This is a genomic window from Aquimarina sp. ERC-38, from assembly GCF_026222555.1.
Taxonomy (GTDB): Bacteria; Bacteroidota; Bacteroidia; order Flavobacteriales; family Flavobacteriaceae; genus Aquimarina.
The window spans coordinates 2125598-2149868 of record NZ_CP098511.1; the positions used below are offsets into that span (position 1 = coordinate 2125598).

A 24271-nucleotide genomic window follows, 5' to 3' on the forward strand; every position below is an offset into this window, starting at 1 on the left:
ATTTAATTAGTAACAAAGAAAGTAAAATTGTTACTTTTATGAACCTATGAAACATGTTAAACTTGAATGAGTTTCCAGATTCCAAATGATTTCAGGTAATAAAATAGTATCAATATCATAAGCAGCAATAGTATAATTAGTAGGATACTTGATGTAGATAACATTGCAGTTGTTGCTTTAGTTGTAAACTCAATGGGATCGGTATTACCAACTATATAGAATCCCGCCCAGTAGAAGGGGGAGGCGAATTGAGGTTTTGAACCATTTAGAAAAGTTAGTTTGGCTTTCTGCAAGGCTTGTGCTTTGTTCATTCCTTTCTTTAGGTTACGATAAAACAACTTCATCAGTTCCGGGGTAGTCTTATCTGATATTTCCCAACTGCTTAATAGTAAACTCTTAGTACCTGCATATTGAAAGGCTTTTCCCAAGCTCATCACCCCTTCCCCTTTGTTAATTTTACCACTACCTGTATTACAAGCACTCAATACGGCTAATTCCGCTGGTATTTTTAGGGCAAAGAGTTCGTGCATGTATAACTGGTTGTCTTCAATACTGTCTTTAGTTTTGGTAAAAAGAAGTTTTGAGTTCTCTGGGTTTTGATGGTTTACCTCGCCATGTAGTGCTAAATGTAAGATTTTGTATTTGTCTACATTCTTTTTAAAGTTAGTCTCTGCCGCTTCATTCCCATAGAAATAGTCCCCATCTACTATTGAAGATATAGCTTTGATCTCTTTACGGGTCCCCGGCAGGTCAACCTTTGCATCCCTAAGGGCAGTAAGGCTTATTTGTTGCTTACTTTTAGTTTGGATAGAATCCGAAAAAGAAAAAGCAAGGCAGTCTTTAACACGGTACTTCCCGGTTTGCTTTACTTTATTTTTAGTAATCACTTGTCCTTGATACCAACTAGTAGCAGAATTAGCATAAGAGATTGCATACTTATGTGTAAGATAATTAAAATTCTTAGGGTTATTAGAATTAGTATTTTGGGTCAATAGTAAATCAAAATTTAGTTGCCACAACACCCCATCAGGGATAATGATTAGGTTTCGGGCTTTTATCTTATGTTCAAAAGGCATGATAAGTTGTTGGTACAATCTAGTTGCATATTTTTTATATTTAGAATTGTTTTTAGAAACGACACTTTGGTTTAAGGCTATAATGTCTTTTTCCAAATCAGGTAGCTGATAAGCGTATTGATAGATGTTATTATTATCTACTAAAAAAGCATATGCCTTTTCCTGGTACATAAAAAACTGTAATACAGAAGTTTTATCATCTAACCTGGTTTGAAGTTGTGGTACGGATACCACCGTTGAATTGTGTTTTAAGTTAAAATATTCAGGGAATTTTTCTTTGATAAGATTAGTTAACGAGTCCTGTGATCTTCTAAGGGAGAAAATCGCACTGTTTACCTCTGGTATTTTATTATCATCTTTATCAGTGCTACTTTCTAAACTTACCAGTTCGGATTTATAGAAAGCAAGGTCGATTTTAGTTTCCTTTTCTTTTTGTTGTATTGAATCCGGTATTAACCCTAGGTTTTTCAACTCATTATCTGCCAAAGCTTCCCTAAGGAACATAGCTTTGCTTCTTTCCGTTAAGTAAAAGCAGTAGTTTGGGTTAGAGTGGTTTGTTAGTCCTTCTACCGAAAGGGCACCAGCATAAACTTCCTTGATTTGTTCTGCTTGTTCTAGTTTATCCTGGTAGGTAGTTGAGGTTTTATTCAATTCCTTTAAAATTTGGTCTGACCTAACAAAAGTATCCTGTGCAAGTTTAAGGTATTTGGTATTACAGTGGTCATTAAACATAACTGTATAGGTATCAGCAAGCCCTTGGTAAGAGGCAATAGCCGCGTGGGGATAAAAAGGGGCAACTTCCGCTTTATAAGTGCTTTTAGAAGGGTTTGCATTATTTTCAATAGCCTTCATATAATAATTTAAAGCTTTAGTATAATCTTTATTCTTATGATACATAGAAGCAATATTGTTGATAGCTTCTAATGTTTCCGGATGGGAAGGGCCGTAGTATCTATCAAGAGTTTCTAACTCTTTTTCGAAGTAAAATATTGCTTTATTATAATCCCCTAATCCTTTATGGATATGACCATAATTCTTATAGCAATAGGCAAAATGTAAACTAGAAGAGTCAAACAACTTCTTTCTAATAGAAAAGGATAAATTAGTCAACTCTAAAGCTTTTTTATAACTTTCAACCTGAATTAAAGTATAAGCTTTATTATTTATTAATCTTGCATATCTTAGGTTATTTGTACCCACTTTGTATTTAATGATACGAATTGCTTTATTATAAAAATAAAATGCTTTTTTAAAATCTTTCTTTTGTTCATATATATTACCAAGATTATTTAAGATATAAGTAGATTTAATATAGAAATCTCCATATTTTTGAACAATTATGTTTAGAGCCCGTTGATAATACAAAAGTGCTTTATCTAATTTATTTATTTCCTTATATGCTATTCCCAGACCAACAAAACAGTGTGCTATATTTGTATATTTAGATAAATTATTTTGTTGATATGTTTTTATACCTTTTTCATACATATTAATACTTAATTGGTGCTGCCCTGTTTCCCTATAAATGTCAGCCATGTCAATATAGTTAAGAGCTTCATTTTTAAATTCTTTCTTTTTTATATTTTGCTCTAGTGATTTAAGTAAATAATCTTTTGCTTTACTATAATTATTAGTCCTATTATAAACTCTAGATAAGTAGGTATATGCATTTGCAAGAGTGTGGTCATCTATTGTTTTACTATTTTCAGCTTTTTTTACAGCATCTTTTGCATAAGTTAACGCAAATTTAATATTATTAAGATTCAGGTGACAAGAAGAAATAGATTGTAAAATATAAGACTTATTAAATTCACATTGATAGATATCTACTAAATATAAAGCTTTTTTATAGTAAGATAGTGCTTCCTTTATATCAAGATTTGAGTCATAATACTCTCCTACATTACAAAATGCCTTAATTTCTTCAGAACTTTTTTTGAGAAATTTATTACACACTTTTAAGGCTTTTCTAGCAAATTTATATGAGTATTCATAATCAGCATTATTAAGATAAGTTTTAGAGATTTTATTATAACATCTTGCAACCCCCTCCCAATAGGTCACTGATTGGTATTCTTCTTGTGCTTTTTTATAAAAATCAATGGCTTCTATGTATTGATAGCTGTCGTCAAGTTCTTCTGCTTGTTTATAGAATTTATAGGCAGCGAGCGTATCAATAGCAGGTTTTTTATTTGCAGATAGGGTGGTGCAAATCATAAAAACCAAACCTAAAAATAAAAATGCTTTCTTTTGCTTCATAGATTAATAATGCATTTCTTATTTAATTAGTAACAAAGAAAGTAAAATTGTTACTTTTATACCTGTTAAAATATAAAATTCGAATTGTAGTGTAACGTTTACTTGCTACAACACATTAATTCATGAAGGGATATACCGAAGAAGAAATAATTATTGGTATTAAAAATGGGGATGATCGTATTCTACGAATGTTTTATGACCGTAATTACAAGACAATTCGGAAATTTATTAGTTATAATTCAGGTAAAGAAGAAGATGTAGAAGATATTTTTCAAGATGCATTAGTATTAATTTTTCAAAAAATTACAAATGATAGTCTTGTTATCAATTGTTCAATACATACTTACTTCTATGCTATTTGTAAAAATCTTTGGTGGAATAAATTAAGGAGGTTAAATAAAGTAATTTATGATGAACATAAAATTATAACTTCAGTCGATACGGAAGATGTGAGTAGCTCTTTTAATTATGATGAAAAAATAAGAGAAGGTTTATACCGAAAACATTTTTTAAAATTAAATGAGGGTTGTAGAAAAATTCTTACTTTAATTTTTGAAGGGAAAAGTACCAAAGAGATTGAGCGTATAAGTGGATATACTGAAGGAAATATAAGAAAGAAAAAATTTGATTGTAAAAAGAAACTTATAGAGGCTATTGAAAAAGATCCTTTATATAAAGAGTTTGCATATCCCCAAAATGAAACATAATTGTATGGAACATATATCATCATTATATGAGCAAATAGAACGGTATCTATCCGGTGCAATGAATACTTCGGAAGAATTAGAATTTGAAAAGCAAATTCAAAATAATATGTTACTCCAGAAAGAAATTGAGAAGCATAGCCTATTACACAAGATACTCAAAGATAAAAAGTCGCTTGACTTTAAAGAAAAATTAGTTAAAATTAATAAGGATTATAAAAAAGATATTAGCACTTCAAATAATAAATATTTTGTACTAAAGATTGCTGCTTCCTTATTACTTATTGTTGGTTTAGGTATTATCTTTTGGCAATCTTCTTATAGTAAGGATAGTTATGATGATGTGTATCAATTATTTTATACACCATATGCTAATGATTTTGTTACCCGAGGAGAAACAAATTCTGCTAATTATATTCTAGATCAATATCAGAACAAAAATTATCAAGATGTTTTGTCTGGATTAAAAAAGGTTGTGGATACTGCAAAAAGTAAGAAGTGGAGGATTTATTTGGCTAATGCTTATTTAAATACAAACAATGTAGATAAAGCTATACTTCTATTAAATGATATATCTACTGAAGATGTACATTATGAAGTGTCAAAGTGGTACTTATCTTTAGCCTACATAAAAGAAAAAAATAAAGAAAAAGCTACTCAAGCCCTTACTGAAGTTATTGCGTATAACGGAATTTACAAGGAAAAAGCTGATGAAATTCTAAAAAGAGTTTCCTTATTATAAGCGCTACATTTTTTTATAACAAACCGGTAAAATCTCATTAGGATTTAAGCAGTAACGAGTGACTTCTTTGGGGGATAAATTGGAGGCGAGGTGTACTTCTTTTACTGTGAAACCAACAGCTCTTAATTTATCAAAATAATCTCTTCCGTAGATCCTGACATGGTCGTACTGGCCAAAAATCTTTGCTCTTTCTTTAGGGTCTATAATGGAGTCATCCTGGAACGTAATTTCTAAACTTAAATCTTGCGGGATCTGAAGAATAGCCCATCCTCCTGGTTTTAAAACCCGGTACAACTCCTGCATTGCCTTCTGATCATCCGGAATATGTTCTAATACGTGGTTACAAAAAATGATGTCATACGTATTGTCTGCAAAAGGTAAATTACAGATATCTGCCTTTACGTCTGCTAGGGGAGAGTTTAAATCTGTAGTGGTATAATCTAAATGGTTAAGTTTTTTAAAGCATTTATGGAATGCTTGTTCGGGGGCGAAGTGTAGTAATTTTGCCGGGGTGGTAAAGAAATCTGTTTCTCTTTGTAAGTATAACCATAGTAACCTATGCCGTTCTAGGGATAAGGTAGAAGGGGACAACACATTCTCGCGTTGTTTTTCGTATCCGTAAGGCAAAAACTTTGAGAAACTTTTACCATCAATCGGATCGGTATAGGTTTTACCTCTTAAAAACCAGGCAAGAATAGGTCGAACTAAATAACTAATTCGAATCAAAAAAGTACGCGGAACACTATTAAGAACAATTTTGAAGAGTTTCTTCATGAAAGGAGGTTGTTTACAAACCAGGTTTTGTTGAATTAAAAAATGGCTAAGTACTATTTAGAATAAACTCAGGCGTTAAATCACTAAAGCCTCTGTGCGGAACGCATCTTCTTCATCAGTTTCAATACCTAAAACTTCGTTTACATATTTAAAAGTAGATAAGATTTCGGGTTTACCGTCGATAATGGCAACATCATGTTCAAAGTGAGCACTAGGCTTTCCGTCTGCGGTTAAGATCGTCCAGCCGTCACGTAATTGCTTGATACGCCGGGTTCCCATATTAATCATAGGTTCGATGGCAACGACCATACCTTCTACAAATTTTTTACCTCTTCCTCGTTTTCCGTAATTCGGCATTTCGGGGTCTTCATGCATTTTTTGTCCCAAACCATGACCTACTAGTTCTCGTACAACTCCGTATCCATGGGCTTCGGTGTAATTCTGGATGGCAAAGCCTACGTCTCCCACTCGATTTCCTACTTTTAATTCTGCTATTCCTTTATATAAAGATGCTTTGGTAACCTCTAATAGTTTTTTAATATCATCGTCAATTTCGCCAACGGCAAAAGTATAAGCATGATCCCCGTAATACCCATTTTTATAAGCACCACAGTCGATAGAAATAATATCTCCTTCTTCAAGAGGAGTTAGGTTAGGGATCCCATGTACTACCTGTGCATTCGGACTCATACATAAACTATTAGGAAAATCATACAGACCTAAAAATGCGGGTTCTGCTCCATGGTCCCTCAGAAAAGTTTCAGCTAATTTATCTAGATGAAGGGTAGTGACCCCTGGTTTTACTTCGGCAGCTAACATGCCTAAAGTTTTAGATACCAGTAAGGCACTATGCCTCATTAATTCAATTTCTTCCCGTGTTTTAGTAACAATCATACAATCTGCTTAACGTTGTAAATTTACAAATAAATGATTAGCTAGATAAATATTCAAAAACCTGAATCTTTGCGTTAGAAAGCCTTGTTTTAATATTTGATTCTTATAAAAAGCACTTGTCACACTTTTACGATCAACATAGGTTCTCATAAACCCCTAATCTTCATAAGAATGCTTATAAGGTTCACCGGAAAGGATCGCTAACATATCTTCTTCAAGACTTTTACGGGCGTATTCTACATAACGTCCAACTTCTTTACCATTTTTATAAAAGATAAACGTAGGAACTCTTTCTATTTGTAATCCTTTTTCCAAACCTTCCGGAGTATCTTTATTTCTGGTTACTGTAACCAGTTCAAGATTATCACTATCATAGTCAGTAGCATCCAGTATTTTATAAAAGGTAGGGGTTTCTCGTTGACTATCACTACACCAGGTTCCCATAAAAGCTTTAATTTGCGTATTCTTTAATAAAGGGGTTAGTTGTGTTATTACATCTGACTTAGGTTTATAGTTTGTATAATTGGACGTAAACCAGTTGCTATACGGCGCAACGGTAAAGGCTTCTCTGGTTTGTACTCCAATTAAGACATCAGCTTCTTTTTTGGCTAATTTCGAATCTGAAACTTCAGGTACGCTCTCAGGGGTAGTGGTAGAAACCTTGCCTGAAGTTCCGCAGGATATCCATAACATACCGGAAATAATAATTAGTATTATATTTTTCATTGCATGTGTTTAAGTGTATAGAATTTTAGTCGAAATTTTTAAGGTTTTCTTACTATTAACGGATCATACCAATAATGAATCCCGGGTCATTGCTTTAGGTTTTGTTACTCCGATTAATTCTAAAATGGTTGGGGCCATATCACCTAAAATTCCATCTTTAATCTTTAACTGATCGGAATTGATAAAAATACAAGGTACGGGGTTTGTAGTATGAGCGGTATTAGGGGAGCCATCCGGATTAATCATGGTCTCACAATTACCATGATCTGCAATAAGTAAGGTGTCATAACCATTTTCCAGTCCGGTTGTAACTACTTCTTTTACACAGGTATCTACGGTTTCACATGCCTTAATAGCTGCCTGCATGTCTCCGGTATGACCTACCATATCTCCATTTGCAAAATTCAGGCATACAAAATCCACTTCTCTCTTTTGCAATTCAGGTAGTAAGGCTTCGGTTAACTCATGAGCACTCATCTCTGGCTTTAAATCGTAGGTAGCTACTTTCGGAGAATTTTTTAAGATTCGAATTTCACCTTCAAAGGGTGTTTCCTGCCCCCCGGAAAAGAAGAAAGTAACATGCGGATATTTCTCGGTTTCAGCAATCCGAATTTGTTTTTTTCCGGCTTTGGCCAGAACCTCGCCTATGGTTTCTGTTAAGTTATCTTTATCGTATACTACCTTTATATTTTTAAAATTATCATCATAATTAGTCATAGTGACATAATACAAATCCAGCTTACGGGTATTGTACTCAGGGAAATCCATCTGTGAAAGCATTTCTGTTAACTCACGACCCCGATCTGTTCTAAAGTTGAAAAACAATACAACATCCCCTTCTTTAATGGTAGCAACATCAATACCATCTTTTTGTATTGCCACCGGTTTGATAAATTCATCGGTAATATCTTCATCATAGCTTTTTTGTATACTATCCTGAGCGCTTATACTTTTCTCTCCATTACCGTTTACTAATAAGTGATAGGCTTGTTGTACCCGTTCCCAGCGTTGATCCCTATCCATCGCATAATACCTGCCGATTACGGAAGCAACCTGTCCGGTAGTTTTTTTCATGTGAGATTCTATTTCTTCAATAAAAGCTTTTCCGGATTTTGGGTCCACATCCCTACCATCAGTAATAGCATGTAGGTACACATTATTTAAACTATTAGCATGTGCTGCATCGAGCAATCCTTTTAAGTGGTTGATATGCGAGTGTACACCACCATCACTAACCAGTCCAATAAGATGAATACTCTTTCCATTTTCTTTAGCATATGAGAAGGAATCCTTAATTACTTCTTCATCTTTAAGCGTATTGTTTTGTATGGCAAGATTTATTTTTGTCAAATCCTGATAAACAATACGGCCGGCACCCAAGTTCATATGTCCAACTTCACTGTTTCCCATTTGCCCTTCGGGTAAACCCACGTGTAATCCGTCTGTCCGTAAGGTAGCATTTGAGTATTTGTGATATAAAGAATCAATAAAAGGAGTGTTGGCATTATCAATTGCAGATACTTTAGGATCCGGCGATAAGCCCCAACCGTCTAGGATCATGAGAATGACTTTTCTATTCATAGGTCTGACAAAGTTTATGTGGTTGTTTTTATTTGAACGATTTCAAAAATACATATTTAAGCGGGTTCAGACCAGGTGATTTTAGCATAAATTAGAAAACATTAAAAAATCTGCTATCTAAGGTGTTAGGGCAGTACAAACAATTTTTTAATAGCATTATTTCTACTAGCCGTATTACTTTTTACGAATCTTATTCTAGTTATAAGAAAATGTGATTTTAACTTTAATATGTGTAGATAGGAATTGCTTATAAAATCATAAATTTTGAAACCTACCTTAATAAACGATTATCAAATTTATTGTAGTTTTTTAAAAGCAGTAAAGAAAATCTTTGAAATAGAGAGATACACCTAATATTTTCTGTTAAAATAAGTGGTTTAGTTGAATTTTGATTTTCTGTGTCTAAATCGAATTTTTATTAATTATTTAACCAAATGATTATTTGAAGGTTAATTTTTGGTTATTCTTATAAATATATGTTTTTAAATACGAATATATTAATGATCTTTGTATCGCCTTAAATTAATAAGTGGGTAAAATAACCTTTTTAAAAATCAATAAAAATGAAAAAATTATTTACAGTATTTGTTGTTTTTGCTATTAGTATGACTACAATGGCAAACACTTCTTTTGAAGATTTATTACCATACAAAGTTGCCAAAACAGGTATTACTAATGTATCTCCATTATGTATAGCAATTGCAAAGGGTGACTATGATATGGTCAAAGGAATGATCGAATTAGGCTCTGATGTTAATGAGATTTCTAATAAAATGACTCCATTAATGTTTGCTGCCCGGTATAATCAGACAGAAATTATTAAATTATTAGTGGCAAATGGTGCAATTGTTAACAAAAAAGACAATAACGGAAAAACTGCTTTAAATTATGCAAAGAATTCAAATGCAAAAGATGCTATGGTTCTTCTTGAAGAATTAAAATAACATATTTGAATTAGTCAATTTCACTTTTATAAATGCCATGATTACTTCTGTTTTCATGGCATTTTTTATGTTGATTTAGCTATTTTATAAAAAGAAGTTCTACCCTATGCTTATTTAGTACTGACCTTCGGCAGTAGCACCATAGGTTTCGATTGCTTCTTCAATTTTTTCAATACGGTTATCAGGATCAGGATGGGTACTTTGGAATTCTGGAGTTCGATTGGGTCCGGCAGCTTCTTTTAGAATTTTCATGACTCCAATCATTTCTTCAGGGTTGTAACCTGCATTAATCATAAATAGTACGCCCAGGTTATCACTTTCTAATTCATCTTCCCTTCCGTTACCTAGTAGTACATTTTGTCCGATCCCATTGACCAATCCACCTGCATCTGCACCTACTGAGGCTCCTGCAGAAATGGTTTTCCAGAAATCGTGCTCTGCGATACGTTCGGCGGAATGCCGTCCTAATACATGACCTATCTCATGACCTAGCACTCCGGCCAATTGGTCTTCGTTTTCTAATTTAGAAAGTAAAGCGTAGGTTATAAATACCTGTCCGCCCGGTAGGGCAAAAGCATTAATGGTATTGGCATCTGCAAGCAGGTGAAATTCAAAACGGTATGGAGATTCCCTGGCCATTGTTGCATTGACCAATTTGTTCCCTACCATATCTACGTATTTTTGTAGCTTTTCATCCGGATATAACCCACCATGCTGTTGTGCTATTTGCGGGGCACTTTGCAGGCCTATGGCAATTTCCTCTTCGCTAGTCATGCTGATATTTTGTACTCTATCCGTATAAGGATTATGTGTTTTATTTGCACATTTCTTAAAGAAAGCAAAAGCAACAATAGCTAATCCGATCAATATTCGAATTTTTAAACCACCTCTTCTCAACATAACAGAATCCTTATTTATTAGTGTGGTAAAGTACTAATTAATTGTACATACGGATGTATCTAAATAAGATTAATACTAACTGAACCGTAATAAGTTGATATGAAAAAGGTAATGTAAGTAACTTATTTTTTAAGGAAAATTTGGGTATAGTAGTATCTGCCGTTACTGTCTCTTATTGCAGCTATGCCAGTATAATTATAGTCTCCCTCAATATTTACTCTGTGCCCGGGGCTATCCAACCATGCTTGTACTACAGATTGCGGAGTGGGTTGCCCGACTGCTACATTTTCTGCGAAAGCACGCGCATTTTCATTATCTCGTAGTACTTTAGAACGTTCATCAAAATTATCATGATTTATCTTCTTGATTGAGATCATGTAATCCGTATGCTCTTTAGCTAATTGAACTGCAGTTTCATTTTTTTCTAGAATACTTAAATTAATACTGCTACGATGCTCATTAATTAATGTTAATATTTGATCTTCTATACTCTGGTTTTCAATTATTTCTTTTTTGGTTTCATCCGGTTCAATAACATCTTCTGTATCTTTATTTGTACAGGAAAAAAAGAATATACTTATTAAAAGAAAGTAGGCTATATTATTAAAATATTTCATTGTATACAATTATTTTAGGGTTCTGTATACAACGAAAGTTACTAAAATTTAGTGTATTATATAATAATTTTACAACAGGTTCCTAATCATTTTATCAAATCAATAATATAATGTTACTGATCAGGGAGTAATATAGGATTGATATCTAAAAGATTATTATTACGATATGAAGCTATAAATTCAGTAGTAAATGCCTCCTTACCCTTTATGGAAGATGATCGGATCAATTCGTCTAACGCTATTTTTTTATACTGGGCTAACAACGGTACTGAGACCGGAGCGTAGGAATAATGCCAGGGTTCGTATTTAAAACCTTTACGATCCGTTTTATTAGTATACACCAAAAAATATCCGAAAGTAGCTGCATGCTGATCCATCCACTCTTTTAACTTGCAAAACACTCCATTTGGTTCATAGTTTTCAGCAAGTAATAAGCCTTCCGGTTGTTTAGGTTTTGCATCAATAAGATCAATATCTGTTCCCCAATGATGCCTTGAGGTCCCTGGTATTGTAGAATATTCTACAATTTTAGTAACCGCTTCGGTAGGAGTTAAGCCATTTTTTGTAAAACGACGGTATTTAGCATCCCAAATCTCCTGTTGTCTTTTATAACTTCGGTGGCCCGAAGCTATACTTATCAAGATCCCTTCTTTTTTTGCAGCTTTCTTCATCTGTTCAAAAGCTTCTGCTGCTTTTGGGTGTAAGGGGTTTTTAGTTTTTGTAAGATGACTACGGTCTTTGCCTAAAAGCTGTTCTGTGCTATAGTCCTGTCCGGTTACTTTTGTTACCAGTATGGATACTAATAAGAAAAGCAACCGGACATTTGGTTTTTTATAAACCATTAGTTTAAAGACTTTGTATGTGTTTTAGAAATCATACGTACACACTATTCTAAAATTCCGTCTACAATACCGTAATCTAAAGATTCCTGGGCATCCATCCAGTAATCCCGATTAAAATCTTTCATTACTTTATCAAAATCCTGTCCGCAATTATCAGCCAGGATACGTGCACTTAGTTCCTTTGTTTTCAAGATTTCCGAAGCTTGAATCTCAATGTTTGATGCCTGACCTCTGGCACCTCCACTAGGCTGATGAATCATTACCTTAGCATGCGGTTGTATAAATCTTCTTCCTTTCTCTCCTATACTTAATAATATAGAACCCATAGAGGCAGCTAAACCGGTACAAATTGTAGATACTGGACTTTTTATAGAAGTGATAGTATCATACATAGAAAATCCTGAAGTTACATATCCTCCGGGACTATTAATATAAAGTTTAATTTCTTCGTTACTCAATAAATCCAAATACATTAACCGGTCGATAACATGCTTTGCAGATTTATCATCTACCTGACCCCATAAAAAGATCGTACGTTCTTCGAGCATCTTTTTATCAATAGTATCTTGAATCTTGTTTGTTTTTTCTTTCATTACTTGTATTAAATTATTTTTGTTTTAATGATTGTAAGCAAAAGTGGTTTAAACTACCTTAAAATCATAATTGTTTGATAAGAATATCAATCGAGCTAAATGTATAATTATTTTTGCAAAGAAAAAGGTTAATTCGAACAACAAATTACTTCTTTCCTACGATGACTTTAACTTTTAACAGGATTTTAAAACCTGACTTTAAAAACGTACTTCCATTTATACAAGAATTGACCCAACATCAGAATACGGATGAAGTCCTACTCAGTCGATTCGACGAAATGTTTACTCAAAATTACGAATGTTTTGAGATTAAATATAATGAAGAGAGTATAGGAGTTTTTGGACTATGGTTTATGACCCGTCACTATATAGGTAAGTCCTGCGAACCAGATCATATTTATATTGATCCTTCTTATCGCAGACAGGGGTTCGGAAAAAAAGTGTTTCATTGGATTTATAAGTATGCTTTAACTAAGGGGTGTGAAGCTATGGAATTAAATACTTACGTATCTAATTTTGCTTCACATAAATTTTATCATAATGAAGGTTTTGAAACCTGGGCTTATCATATGGTTAAAGTCCTAAAAGACAAAGGGTAAAAACTTACATGTTTTAAAAATTGATGTTTTAATATTTTCTTAACAATGTATTTCATCGATTATTTAGGTTTTTAAACGTTAATGTTAAAATGTATTAACAGTTTATTCGTAATAGAAATTCAAATAATTAAGAATATTTCAACCTTCTATACCATAATTCATCACATCATTGATAATTCCATACTTAATTGGAATTTTTTTGTTAACTGAGGTAATGCCGTAATATTTTAAAAATACATATTTATACATTTGAGTATGTCATTTAAAAAGCATTACACTTCATGTTTTTATTTTGAAATAAGCTTTCAAAGTTTATAGATGAAATAACTTTAAGACTTTATTGATCTTCACATATCATATCATCTACAACAGGAGCTATTTACCTAAAAGTAAAATTATAAAATACTGATAAATAATAAAATATAGAATAATGTTTAATTTAAATACTTTTATGAAACTGTTTACCATCCTACTTATAGTACTTTTGTTTGTTGCGTGTGCTCCAGAAGATGATTATGTTCCTACACAAATAGAACCTGTATTTACTACTAATTATGATAGGGAAATAATAGTGGATATAAAGTTTGTAATTTCCGACGATTTTAATTCAAGTAGCTTATATGATGTAAACGAAAAAAATCTTATTGAAAATCTGAATGGTAGTTATTTTCATCGAAATAATATTAATTTAAAACTAGGAGAAGTGGGAACTTTTTTGAATAATGAACTTTTTGATCTGAAGGATGATAGGGGAAGAGAAAAAGAAGTTTTAAAATATGTGACAGTAAATTCTTACAATAATGAGAGGTTAACTATTTATATCATAAAACGATCAAATACGATTGCTCTGGGTGGTGTTGCCATCTCACAACGTGCGTTAATTACTGAAGAAAAATTATTTGAAAGCACTACACCCCACGAAATCGGACATGCTTTAGGTTTAGAGCATACCCGGACAGAACATAATATTATGTCAGAATATAACCCAAACCTTAGAACAGAATTTGATCCGTTTCAGGTGGCTATCATGAAAAGAACTATCGGTAGAATTGTAAGATAGGGTAGAAGGTTTTGTATCATAATGATACAACTAAAACAACATAAAATAACATGCATTTTAATATAAAAAAAGCCAAATTAACTTTCTGAGGCGTAAAAGAAATTTGACTTTTTCCTATTTAATTACAGGGGCTAACTTATAACTAAATAATTGTAAATAGCAATATGGGCTAAGTATATATAATATATTACATATGATTCTATTTTAAACTTTTACCAAATTTGTAGCTATAAAAACAAAAATCTAAAAGTGCTACTAATGGTTTATAATCTAATACTTTCTATAAATTTATGAAAAATTTATATATTATTTACTTTAAAACCGTAAAATTTAACAATTTTCCTTTTTGTTTCCTATAAAATCTCTTTTATGTTATTCAATATTCTACAAGACTATTATGGAATTGAAAGTATGAGTTCCCTGTAAATTATACAAAATTAAAGTTATCTTTTTACAAATGATCTATAATTTTCGACATATATATTGACATTATAAGTCACAATAATTTTTTATAGGATGGGTTTAAAGAGATAATTTTAGAATACGCTGGAAAAATAAATTTTTCTTCTGCTTAGTAACCGTTTTAATTCAAACTATCTTTATATAATTTTCATTATTTTTGCCCAAAATAATACCGTACTTCAGTTTAATGCCCCCTCGATATTTTGAAAATAAAGCCAATTTACATAGCGCTGTTTATTTTATCAATACTAATTATATTATTTGGTTTAACCTTTTTGAGTGAGAAAGAAGCAATTAAAAAGGGTCAGTATAATGAAGATGGTTTTGTTTTTCAACAGTTATCTTTAAAATATCCAAATTATGATCACTTTATACAGTCATCAGTCAATATAAACATCAGTAAGAATGACTTTAAAAAGGTAACTTCTAATGTAGTACCAGTAGAAGAAACTTCCCAATCTGTACAAGAAATAGAATTAGATTCTATGGCTACCTTAAAACAAAGGTCAACTAAAAAATTGGATGTAAAACATATTGATACCACTTTAATTACACGCATACAATATCCTCATAGTGCTTCTTCCTTTGTTAGTGAATTATATGAGAAATTGACTTCGTCCCGTTGTCGAATCATTCATTACGGAGATTCACAACTAGAGGGAGATCGGATAACTTCTTATTTACGTAATCGATTACAAACTACCTTTGGTGGAAACGGCCCGGGGTTTTTACCGGTAATGCCGGTATATAATCAATCCAGTGCTATTATTGAGCCCGATGAACATTGGTTACGTTATGCCCGTTTTGATCCGGCTCAACCTAAATTTAATCATAAGAAATACGGGGCTTATCTATCTGTTTCACGCTTTACTCCTTATTTTCAAGAAGTTGATAGTTTAACATTAGATTCATTACCTGTAGTAAAAGCAAGTTTAACCATACGTAAATCAAATCATACTTACACTACATCCAAAAGGTTTACAAAGATCGGATTGCACTACGGTCATGCAAAAGCTCCGGTACATATCTTTGTATTTAATGATGAGCAATTAATACAACAGGATACTTTATATGCAGATGGTAATTATCATAAATATGCAATAAATACATCTGTTACCCCTACTAATTTGAGAATTGAATTAGAAGGTAAAATTAGTCCGGACTTCTACGGTTTGACCTTGGATGGGTGGAGGGGCGTTCAAATGGATAACGTAGCTATGAGAGGTTCTTCCGGAACTATCTTTGCCAGTACAAATGCTGCTAATTACAGCCATATGGTTAATATACTTCAACCTAAAATCGTGATGATGCAGTATGGTGGGAACACGGTACCCTATCTTAAAGACTCCGTAGCAGTCCGTAAGTATGCCAAGTATGTAGTATCTCAGGTAGCATGGATGCGAAGAAGAACCACCGAGAATCCTAGTTTCGTATTTATAGGGCCTTCGGATATGAGTACTTCAATTAATGGCAAGATGACTACGTATCCCTTACTTCCATATCTTAACAACACCTTACAAACTACTTGTCTTGAAAATAATATAGCTTACTGGAGTATGTATGATGCGATGGGTGGCGAAGGATCTATGTCCTACTGGGTAGATCAAAAATTAGCCGGAAAAGATTATACCCATTTTACCCGAAGCGGAACTAAAATTATATCCGAACTTTTTTTTACCGCTCTTTATCTGGATTTAAAACAAAACAGCCCCAATGAATTGTAATAAAACCTTTACTCAAAAACTAGTTGTTTTCTACAACAGTCCCCCTCGTATTCCTATGTTGTCTTTACCTAAACTATGGATTGCATTAATTTATATCATATGTCCGGGCAATACTTTGCAAAGTCAAGAGTTTACACTGGATACTTTAAAAGATACATATACTTTTATTGATTGGAAGGCAAATAGGTTTATTGGTGCCGAAGCGTCTCCCTCATTTAAAAAATTGTTCAAAAAATTTCAGCAGGTAGCTGATGGTAAAGCCAGAAATATTCATGTTTTTCACATTGGAGGCTCACATATCCAAGCGGATATTTACCCGAACCGATTACGCACTTATCTTCAAAATATGAATGAAGTTTCAGAAGGACAGCGGGGTTTTATATTTCCCTTTCGCGTAGCAAAAACAAACAATCCCAGTAACTATAAAGTAGCTACAGATAGTCAATGGCAAGGCTATCGATGCTCTATTAAAAAGGATAGTATTGCCTGGGGATTAGCAGGTATCACTGCGGCCTTTCGGGATAGTACGGCGTCCATAAATATTCAAGCAAATTACAGGGGATATGATCAGCAGGATTATAATTTTAATCGGATTCGAGTATTTTATGATAATTGGACGGATGATTATCAGATTGAATTTGAAGATAAAAATATAATAAAAGCACAAAAGGATAACCTTAAAGTACATTACCGCGAGTACCAACTCACTAAAACGGTAAAAGAACTACAATTTTGTATAAAAAGAACAGGTGATTCTCTTACTTCTGAGTTTCTGTTAATGGGATTGGAATTAATGAATGATCAAAAGGGCATAGAATATACTTCTATTGGAGTAAATGGGGCTAGTTTTGAATATTACAACCGCTGTGCATTCTTTGACAAGCAATTACAATTGTATAAACCGGATCTTTTTATTATTTCTATTGGAACAAACGATGCGTATCACCCTGATTTTGAACCGGAAAAATTTGAAGAATATTACAGAAAATTAATAACAACGATTCAAAAAGCCAATCGGGATTGTGCTATTTTATTAACGGTACCTAATGATTCTTATTATAAACGTAAAGTACCTAATCCCAGAACCAGGGTAATGGAAAAAATAATTTTGCAATTATCAAGAGAATACAAGATGGCGGTTTGGAATTTTTATAAAATTATGGGTGGATTTAATTCTTCCCAACAGTGGTATAAAAATCAACTTATGCCTAAGGACCGAATCCATTTTACCCAATTGGGATATCGTATTAAAGCTGATTTATTATTAGAGGCTTTTACCCAGGCCTGGGAAAAAGAAATGCGACTACCAGAAAGATCTATGTTGAATACTATTTTAAATGAATAGACTTAAAGACATATTTACTTTTTCTGAAGAGTACCCCCTGATTTTTACTCAGATAAATTTTTGGATTTTCTTTTCAGTAGTTTATTTTTTGTATGCATTATTATATAAAAAAAGACACCTGCGTAGTGCATATCTTCTTGTGATAAGTCTGTTTTTCTATTATAAAACCAGTGGTTTATTTATAGGGATACTTTTGTTTAGTACGGTTAATGATTTTTTTCTGGGTAAAGCCATCTATCATACAACATCCATAATTTTAAAAAAGGTATACGTAGCTATAAGTGTAATACTTAATTTAAGTACGTTATGCTATTTTAAGTACGCCTACTTTTTTACGGATTCTTATAATACCCTTTTTAATTCTAATTATCAGGTTGTTAATTATTTGGCAAGTTGGGCAAACACCTGGGCAAGTGTAGATTATTTTACTGTTGACAGTATTATTTTACCTGTTGGAATTTCGTTTTATACGTTTCAAACCATTAGTTATAGTGCGGATATTTATCGTAAACAGATTAAACCACTGAATTCTATAATAGACTTTGGTTTCTTTGTTAGTTTTTTTCCGCAATTAGTGGCAGGACCCATCGTTCGGGCTTCTGAATTTATTCCTCAAATTTCAAAAAAAATTGAAGTAACGCATCAAGAGTTTGGTAAAGCTACTTTTATGATTTTGAAAGGTCTGATTAAAAAAATGATTTTTGCAGATTTTATAGCGGTCACTTTTTTAGACCAGATTTTTGATATGCCTGGCATGTACACCGGATTTACTAATATTATGGCAATGATTGGGTATTCACTACAGATTTATGGAGATTTTTCCGGATATACGGATATTGCAATCGGACTTTCTTTATTAATGGGGTTCAAATTACCGGTAAATTTTAATGCTCCCTATAAAGCTCTTAATTGCGGAGATTTCTGGAAACGCTGGCATATATCTTTATCCAGTTGGTTAAAAGATTATTTGTATATACCTATAGGAGGAAATCGCAACGGTACCATTTTCTCGTATGTGTTTGTACTTGTCTTTTCCTTTTTAGGAACATATGCAGCCTTCGGTCATAAAGTAGCTTTTTTAACTACTATAGCCTTAGCTTTCATATTAATTATAACCGTATTTAATAAACGTTTAGCCTGGCATTTTAACCGTAATATTAATATTATGATTACTATGTTAGTAGGAGGTTTGTGGCACGGTGCTTCCTGGAAGTTTGTAATTTGGGGTGGGTTAAACGGAGTAGGGGTGGTAGCTTATAAATATTGGAGAAAAATAAGTCCGTATGAGCATAGTACAAACAAGTTAATAGTTGCCTGGAAGGTCTTATTTACTTTTACGTTTATTACGTTTACCAGAATATACTTTAGGGGAAATAGTATGGAGCATATACAGCAGTTTTATGATACTATTGTACAAAATATAGGCTGGTCTAGTGCCTGGGTTGTTTTAACGCAATACAAAGTAGTATTTATTACAATGGCTATTGGGTATATAACCCATTGGTTACCGAACACCTTTAAAGAGTTTATTGAACACACATTTATTAAAAGTCATGTAATACTTAAAGGACTTGCTGCGGTAGTAGTGGCTATTTTATGTTATCAAACCTATGCAAGCGATTTTCAACCATTTATCTACTTTCAGTTCTAAAAGTTTAATTGCTTTATCCATAATAAATGGCTGCAACGTATTTATGATGGTGTATTTTTATTTTATATCACAAGATTAATTTAATATGTTTATATATTAGTGTTTGGTTGAAGTAAATAAATGTATAGCTAAATGCCTATAAGTGACATGGAATATGTATATGAAGATTGATATTATTGTATGTTGGTTTAGCCATAACAATTAGTATTATTTCTTGATTCCAAAAGCGATAAAGATTTTGAATCTTTACCGGACACTTATGATAATTATTACGAATTTTCACATTATTACACACCCATGAAGTTTCAGGAAGATTTTAAAAAAGAACTATTAGCATTACCTGTAAAAGAAAAAGATAGATTATTACTTCGGCTTTTAAAGAAAGATTTGGATTTAGCTAATAAGCTGTACTATGAATTACTGGATGATACTTCAGTTGAAGAATATCGCGATCAGTTAGAACAACATATAAAAAATAGGATAACGTTTCATACCGCTAAGTTCTGGTCACCAGGATATTTAATGATGGAATTACGTGACCTAAGTGGGGAAATTACAAATCATGTAAAGATTCGGAAAGATAAATTTGGGGAAATTTATTTAAATTTAATTATGTTGACGGAGACTCTCCAACAGAATATGGAAAATTTAAAAAAGGCAACAGCTTCTAAACGAAAAAAGTTTGATATCTATGTAATTGCCAGATGTTTTAAGATTTTACTGCTTGTTAAGAAATTGCATGAGGATTACTTACTGGATTTTGAAGAGTTACTGATCTCCTTAGGAAATTCTTTGGGTAAAGATGATTCGCTTATGAAAGCCGCAATATATCATGGTTTTAATGTAAATTGGCTGATTCAACTGGAAATTCCAGATGATATTGCTGACATACATAAAGACCTCAGAGCCAGAGGATATTTAAAATAAAAAAAACTTATTACAATATTTAAACACATACATCCTTATCCACCCTTTTTTCCGGAAGGAGCTACAAAACTAATTGTAGGTACGCTACCACCACCCAGGTTTACTACAGGTGAACTAAAAGATCGAGATGTAAATTTTTGCTATGGTAGTCAAAATGGTTTGCTTTGGCCTATTTTAGACCGAATTTTTGACCTTAAACTGATTTATAAAAATACAGAAGAAGCCATTCAACAACGCAAACAGTTCTTAATGGAAAGAGGAATTGGTATTTGTGATATCGTTTCCAGCTGCAATCGGGTTAAAATAGATGCGTCTGATCTTGGAATGCAAGATATAAAATTAAGGGATATATTAGTATATCTGGAAAAGTATACTACAATCCATACGCTTTTGTTCACCGGTGGGAATAGTAAAAACGGACCCGAATATTTATTTAGAAAACTTTGTAAAAAACAAGAAATAACCTTGGAACTGATTTCTAATCAAATTCCCAGAATCCATCAATTTAAGCTTCCGGATTCTAGAAAAGATAAGAATTATACTTCCAGAATCATTAAAACCGTATCCTTAACTGCACCTTCTGGTGCCGCCAACCGCTCTATCGGAAGTTTAACATATTACAAGCAAAAAAAGCAAAAAAATCCGAACTATACTACTATTGATTTTCGTGAAGAACAGTATTGTAAATATTTCTAATCAAAAGGCGTTTTCTCGTTTTTCACAGAATTAATTCCATGTTAAAATTTATAATAATTACGGTAGAATAAATCACAACATTTAGTTATAAAAAGTGTACATAAACGTATTACTATATCCTATTTCCAAATTTATTCGTGAACAATATTATATTTTATGTTAAAATTTAACATTTTATTTTATGGTATTTTGTAAGTTTTTATTTTCTCAGTAAGGGGAAAGTTCAAATTACTATTAATAAGCAAGATATTGATTTTAAGTTTTTTATAAATATTGGTCTATAAATTGTCTAGTTTATGATTTTAAAATAAGTTTTATATCGATCTTGTTTTTCAGCAGAAAATGTTAATTTACATGAATTATTTTGATAAAACGTAAAAAGTTAGTAATCAAAAGAATGTAAAGACTAAAAATTTAGAATAATCACAAACTATATAAAAAGCTAAATTAAATATGAAAAAGAATACTAAATGGTCAATACTTGCCGGAAGCTTACTACTTGCGGCAGGAACCCTCTCTGCTCAAGTAGAAGTGGATGTAAATATTGACGTTAATCATTCTGTAGGATCTTCCAATTCGTTCGATCGATCAAAATGGATGACCATTCATTCTTCACAAGGAGAGAATGATTGGAATGGAGACTTGGATAAGTTAGATTATATTATTAACGATCTGGATGTATACTTTGGAAGAGATACGGGACTTTTAAGATTCTCTGCTTCCCTTACCAAAGAAGATCCTAACAAACCTGGATTTGCCAGTGTTAGTGATATAAAAGCAGAAGGGAATAAATTTAAAAACAGGTATATTAGTGAAACTAACAAGCATGCTTTTGAAAAAGGAGATGTGATGATGGCTTTTCAACAAGTGCCATTTTACCCTAATGGTCAAAATGCTTTAAACATAAATGATCGGAATAGTCCTAATTGGTTTTTTTCTAAAACTGACACGGCAGCAGAACCTTTCGGAACAGCTACCGGAGATTTCCTGGTTGAATTTTTAAACGGATTTTTTGGTGATGGAGGTACATCCGGTCATAAAAAACCGGAATACTTTGAAGTTATGAATGAGCCTATTTGGCCATTGGTAGAACGTAATTTATACGGTGGAGGGAATATAGATGATATATTCAAATTTCATGAAACCATTGCGGATAAAGTACATACCGGTTCTCCGGGGGTTAAAGTGGGTGGTTTTTGTACTGCTTTTCCGGATCCTGACTTAAATAATTTTAATCAGTGGGGGCAAAGATGGAAACGATTTATTGATCAAGTAGGCCCTAAAATGGATTTCTATTCGTACCACTTGTATGATTTCCCTATTTTTCCAAACCGCCCTTCTTACAGAAAAGGTGGAAGAAATGAAGTGACTTTTGAAATTATCGAACAGTATAATTATTTGAAATACGGAGAGGTTAAACCCTCGTATATATCAGAATACGGTGCGCAAACCCATATGCTTAATAACAATCAATGGTCTTCTTTGAGAGATTGGTATAATGTAGAAGCTTTTAATGCAATGCTTATGCAGATGTTGGAAAGAGCCAATACCATAGACCGGGCAATACCTTTTGCGGTAGCAAAAGCAGAATGGGGTAAAAGAACTGTTAATGGTAGAGTGGTACCTTATTCTTCACGTTTATTAAAAAAGACTACCGAGCCTGCTTCTTATAACGGAAATGACTGGGAATGGACAGATTTTATAAAATTCTATGAGTTATGGTCTGATGTTAAAGGTTTACGCGCAGATTCTTTTACTACCGAACTTAATTTACAGGTAGATAGTTATGTGGACGGAAATAAAGCTTATGTTATTCTGAATAATATAAAACCGGAAGCTATGAATTTTAAACTTAATATATACGGTACTAACAATAATTCAATCCAAAATATTGAAGTGAAGCGTATGTTTTTAAAGAATAACGCTATTACTGCTTTAGAAACTACTAATGTTTCTAATTTTTCCGGTGTTCAAACCATAAGAGATAACGAAACCATCATCTTAAAGTACACTTTTGCTTCTGATGTCACTATGAATAGAACTTCAGAAGAGTTTAAATATTATGCTAATTCCTATAATCAGGCGATTGGTAATAATAGAACCGTCAACTTTACTTTTGATCAAACTTTTAATCTAGGAACAAATGGCGAAGCAATGCTTAGATTAGGTATTTACAGGGCACATAATAAAATGAAAAGACCTGCTTCTATCCTTGTAAACGGTACACAGATTCAAAATATCCCTACTACAGTATACCGAGGAGATAATCAAAACAGAAGACCAGCATTCTTTAGTATGTTAGAAATTCCCATAGACTATAAGCTTCTAAAATCTACAAATAATACGGTACGTATTATTTTTCCGGATAGTGGTGGAAGTTTAACTACGGCAGCTTTACAAACCTTTAAATTTAGTAGTGCTATACCTCGTACAAAAGACGATGCTACACTAGATGTAGAGACAATAGAAGCACCATCTGCTTTGAGTTTGTATCCTAATCCGACAAGTTCGATAGTTAATATTACCGGTTCGTTTGAAGAGTGGGAAGTTTTTAGTATCACCGGGAAGTTTTTACAAAGAGGAACTGCAAATCAGTTAGATTTATCTTCTTTATCTAGTGGTATTTATTTTGTAACCTTTGATAAAAATAAACAAACTAGCAGAAAGATAGTAAAGTTGTAAAAAGAAATTCTTATTTCCTAAACCTACCAAACGAATAGTTTTATAGGTAAGTTTAGTTTTATAAAAATAACCTGATAAAAACACCTTTCAATTTAGCGAGGTGTTTTTTTGTTTCTAATTGTGTTGCAAGGTAAAACCTGTTTATGCTGGTTTTAGATTGATTAAAGTTGAAAACTATTAATCAATTAAATCGCAATGTTTTAAGAAATAAGTTTGTCCTTAATCAGGTAGTGAAGTTTAACATTTTCAGCGATAAGTTAAAGCTTTTATAATTGAAGAAAGTCAATTGCTGCAGGGTAGCCTAGTAAAAAGGAACAGTAAGGTGTTTCTTATTTACTTAGAATTAATTAGAAAGTCATCCTGCTAGGTAAAAAGGGACAGAACTCAAACAATTGAAGAGAGTGGGTACATTTATTTTCAGATTAGTTCAAAAATATTTACTAGTGTCCGGTTAAAATTTATAATAACTTGTA

At 32.6% G+C, this 24271-nt stretch carries 20 protein-coding genes; 11 read left to right on the plus strand and 9 right to left on the minus strand.

Annotation, left to right across the window (positions count from 1 at the left end):
- Positions 1-56: 56 nt before the first annotated feature.
- Positions 57-3335, minus strand: a complete 3279-nt coding sequence (locus tag NBT05_RS08880) for a CHAT domain-containing protein (protein ID WP_265773134.1) — start codon at positions 3333-3335, stop codon at positions 57-59.
- 122 nt (positions 3336-3457) lie between these two features.
- On the opposite strand from NBT05_RS08880, the gene NBT05_RS08885 reads away from it, so the two are divergent.
- Together NBT05_RS08885 and NBT05_RS08890 are read left to right on the plus strand one after the other, a co-directional pair.
- Positions 3458-4042, plus strand: a complete 585-nt coding sequence (locus NBT05_RS08885) for an RNA polymerase sigma factor (RefSeq protein WP_265773135.1) — start codon at positions 3458-3460, stop codon at positions 4040-4042.
- A 4-nt stretch (positions 4043-4046) separates the two neighbouring features.
- On the plus strand, positions 4047-4781 hold the full coding sequence (locus NBT05_RS08890) for a tetratricopeptide repeat protein (protein WP_265773136.1): 735 nt from the start codon (positions 4047-4049) through the stop codon (positions 4779-4781).
- A 3-nt stretch (positions 4782-4784) separates the two neighbouring features.
- Here NBT05_RS08890 and NBT05_RS08895 read toward each other — a convergent pair whose 3' ends face one another.
- The 4 genes from NBT05_RS08895 to gpmI form a co-directional block, all read right to left on the minus strand.
- Positions 4785-5555 (minus strand): class I SAM-dependent methyltransferase, encoded by a 771-nt coding sequence (locus NBT05_RS08895; protein ID WP_265773137.1) that lies wholly within the window; start codon positions 5553-5555, stop codon positions 4785-4787.
- 75 nt (positions 5556-5630) lie between these two features.
- Positions 5631-6449: a type I methionyl aminopeptidase gene (gene map / locus NBT05_RS08900; protein WP_265773138.1), complete on the minus strand. Its 819-nt coding sequence runs from the start codon at positions 6447-6449 to the stop codon at positions 5631-5633.
- A 156-nt stretch (positions 6450-6605) separates the two neighbouring features.
- Positions 6606-7175 carry a thioredoxin family protein gene (locus NBT05_RS08905; RefSeq protein ID WP_265773139.1) on the minus strand — a complete coding sequence of 190 codons (570 nt, stop codon included), beginning with the start codon at positions 7173-7175 and terminating at the stop codon, positions 6606-6608.
- Positions 7176-7238: 63 nt separating this feature from the next.
- Positions 7239-8756 (minus strand): 2,3-bisphosphoglycerate-independent phosphoglycerate mutase, encoded by a 1518-nt coding sequence (gpmI, locus tag NBT05_RS08910; protein ID WP_265773140.1) that lies wholly within the window; start codon positions 8754-8756, stop codon positions 7239-7241.
- Between the two features lie 563 nt (positions 8757-9319).
- On the opposite strand from gpmI, the gene NBT05_RS08915 reads away from it, so the two are divergent.
- On the plus strand, positions 9320-9700 hold the full coding sequence (locus tag NBT05_RS08915) for an ankyrin repeat domain-containing protein (RefSeq protein WP_265773141.1): 381 nt from the start codon (positions 9320-9322) through the stop codon (positions 9698-9700).
- Positions 9701-9814: 114 nt separating this feature from the next.
- Here the strand turns inward: NBT05_RS08915 and NBT05_RS08920 are convergent, their stop codons facing one another.
- From NBT05_RS08920 to NBT05_RS08935, 4 genes are all read right to left on the minus strand, one after another.
- Positions 9815-10597: a M48 family metalloprotease gene (locus tag NBT05_RS08920; RefSeq protein WP_265773226.1), complete on the minus strand. Its 783-nt coding sequence runs from the start codon at positions 10595-10597 to the stop codon at positions 9815-9817.
- Positions 10598-10722: 125 nt separating this feature from the next.
- Positions 10723-11217 (minus strand): CAP domain-containing protein, encoded by a 495-nt coding sequence (locus NBT05_RS08925; protein ID WP_265773227.1) that lies wholly within the window; start codon positions 11215-11217, stop codon positions 10723-10725.
- Positions 11218-11330: 113 nt separating this feature from the next.
- On the minus strand, positions 11331-12059 hold the full coding sequence (locus NBT05_RS08930) for a M15 family metallopeptidase (RefSeq protein WP_265773142.1): 729 nt from the start codon (positions 12057-12059) through the stop codon (positions 11331-11333).
- Between the two features lie 44 nt (positions 12060-12103).
- On the minus strand, positions 12104-12652 hold the full coding sequence (locus tag NBT05_RS08935; protein WP_265773143.1) for a ClpP family protease: 549 nt from the start codon (positions 12650-12652) through the stop codon (positions 12104-12106).
- Positions 12653-12813: 161 nt separating this feature from the next.
- On the opposite strand from NBT05_RS08935, the gene NBT05_RS08940 reads away from it, so the two are divergent.
- From NBT05_RS08940 to NBT05_RS08975, 8 genes are all read left to right on the plus strand, one after another.
- Entirely contained in the window at positions 12814-13251 is a 438-nt protein-coding gene (locus NBT05_RS08940; RefSeq protein ID WP_265773144.1) for a GNAT family N-acetyltransferase, read from the plus strand.
- A gap of 451 nt (positions 13252-13702) precedes the next feature.
- On the plus strand, positions 13703-14311 hold the full coding sequence (locus tag NBT05_RS08945; protein WP_265773145.1) for a matrixin family metalloprotease: 609 nt from the start codon (positions 13703-13705) through the stop codon (positions 14309-14311).
- Between the two features lie 737 nt (positions 14312-15048).
- Positions 15049-16497, plus strand: coding sequence for a lipase (locus NBT05_RS08950; RefSeq protein WP_265773146.1), 1449 nt, complete (start codon positions 15049-15051; stop codon positions 16495-16497).
- Entirely contained in the window at positions 16487-17842 is a 1356-nt protein-coding gene (locus NBT05_RS08955; RefSeq protein WP_265773147.1) for a GDSL-type esterase/lipase family protein, read from the plus strand. The genes NBT05_RS08950 and NBT05_RS08955 overlap by 11 nt, the downstream gene beginning before the upstream one ends.
- Positions 17835-19493 carry an MBOAT family O-acyltransferase gene (locus tag NBT05_RS08960; protein ID WP_265773148.1) on the plus strand — a complete coding sequence of 553 codons (1659 nt, stop codon included), beginning with the start codon at positions 17835-17837 and terminating at the stop codon, positions 19491-19493. The genes NBT05_RS08955 and NBT05_RS08960 overlap by 8 nt, the downstream gene beginning before the upstream one ends.
- A 297-nt stretch (positions 19494-19790) precedes the next feature.
- Entirely contained in the window at positions 19791-20420 is a 630-nt protein-coding gene (locus NBT05_RS08965; protein ID WP_265773149.1) for a hypothetical protein, read from the plus strand.
- 159 nt (positions 20421-20579) lie between these two features.
- On the plus strand, positions 20580-21116 hold the full coding sequence (locus tag NBT05_RS08970; protein WP_322874203.1) for a uracil-DNA glycosylase family protein: 537 nt from the start codon (positions 20580-20582) through the stop codon (positions 21114-21116).
- A gap of 453 nt (positions 21117-21569) precedes the next feature.
- Complete coding sequence (locus tag NBT05_RS08975) at positions 21570-23798, plus strand: T9SS type A sorting domain-containing protein (protein WP_265773150.1); 2229 nt, start codon at positions 21570-21572, stop codon at positions 23796-23798.
- Positions 23799-24271: the final 473 nt, after the last annotated feature.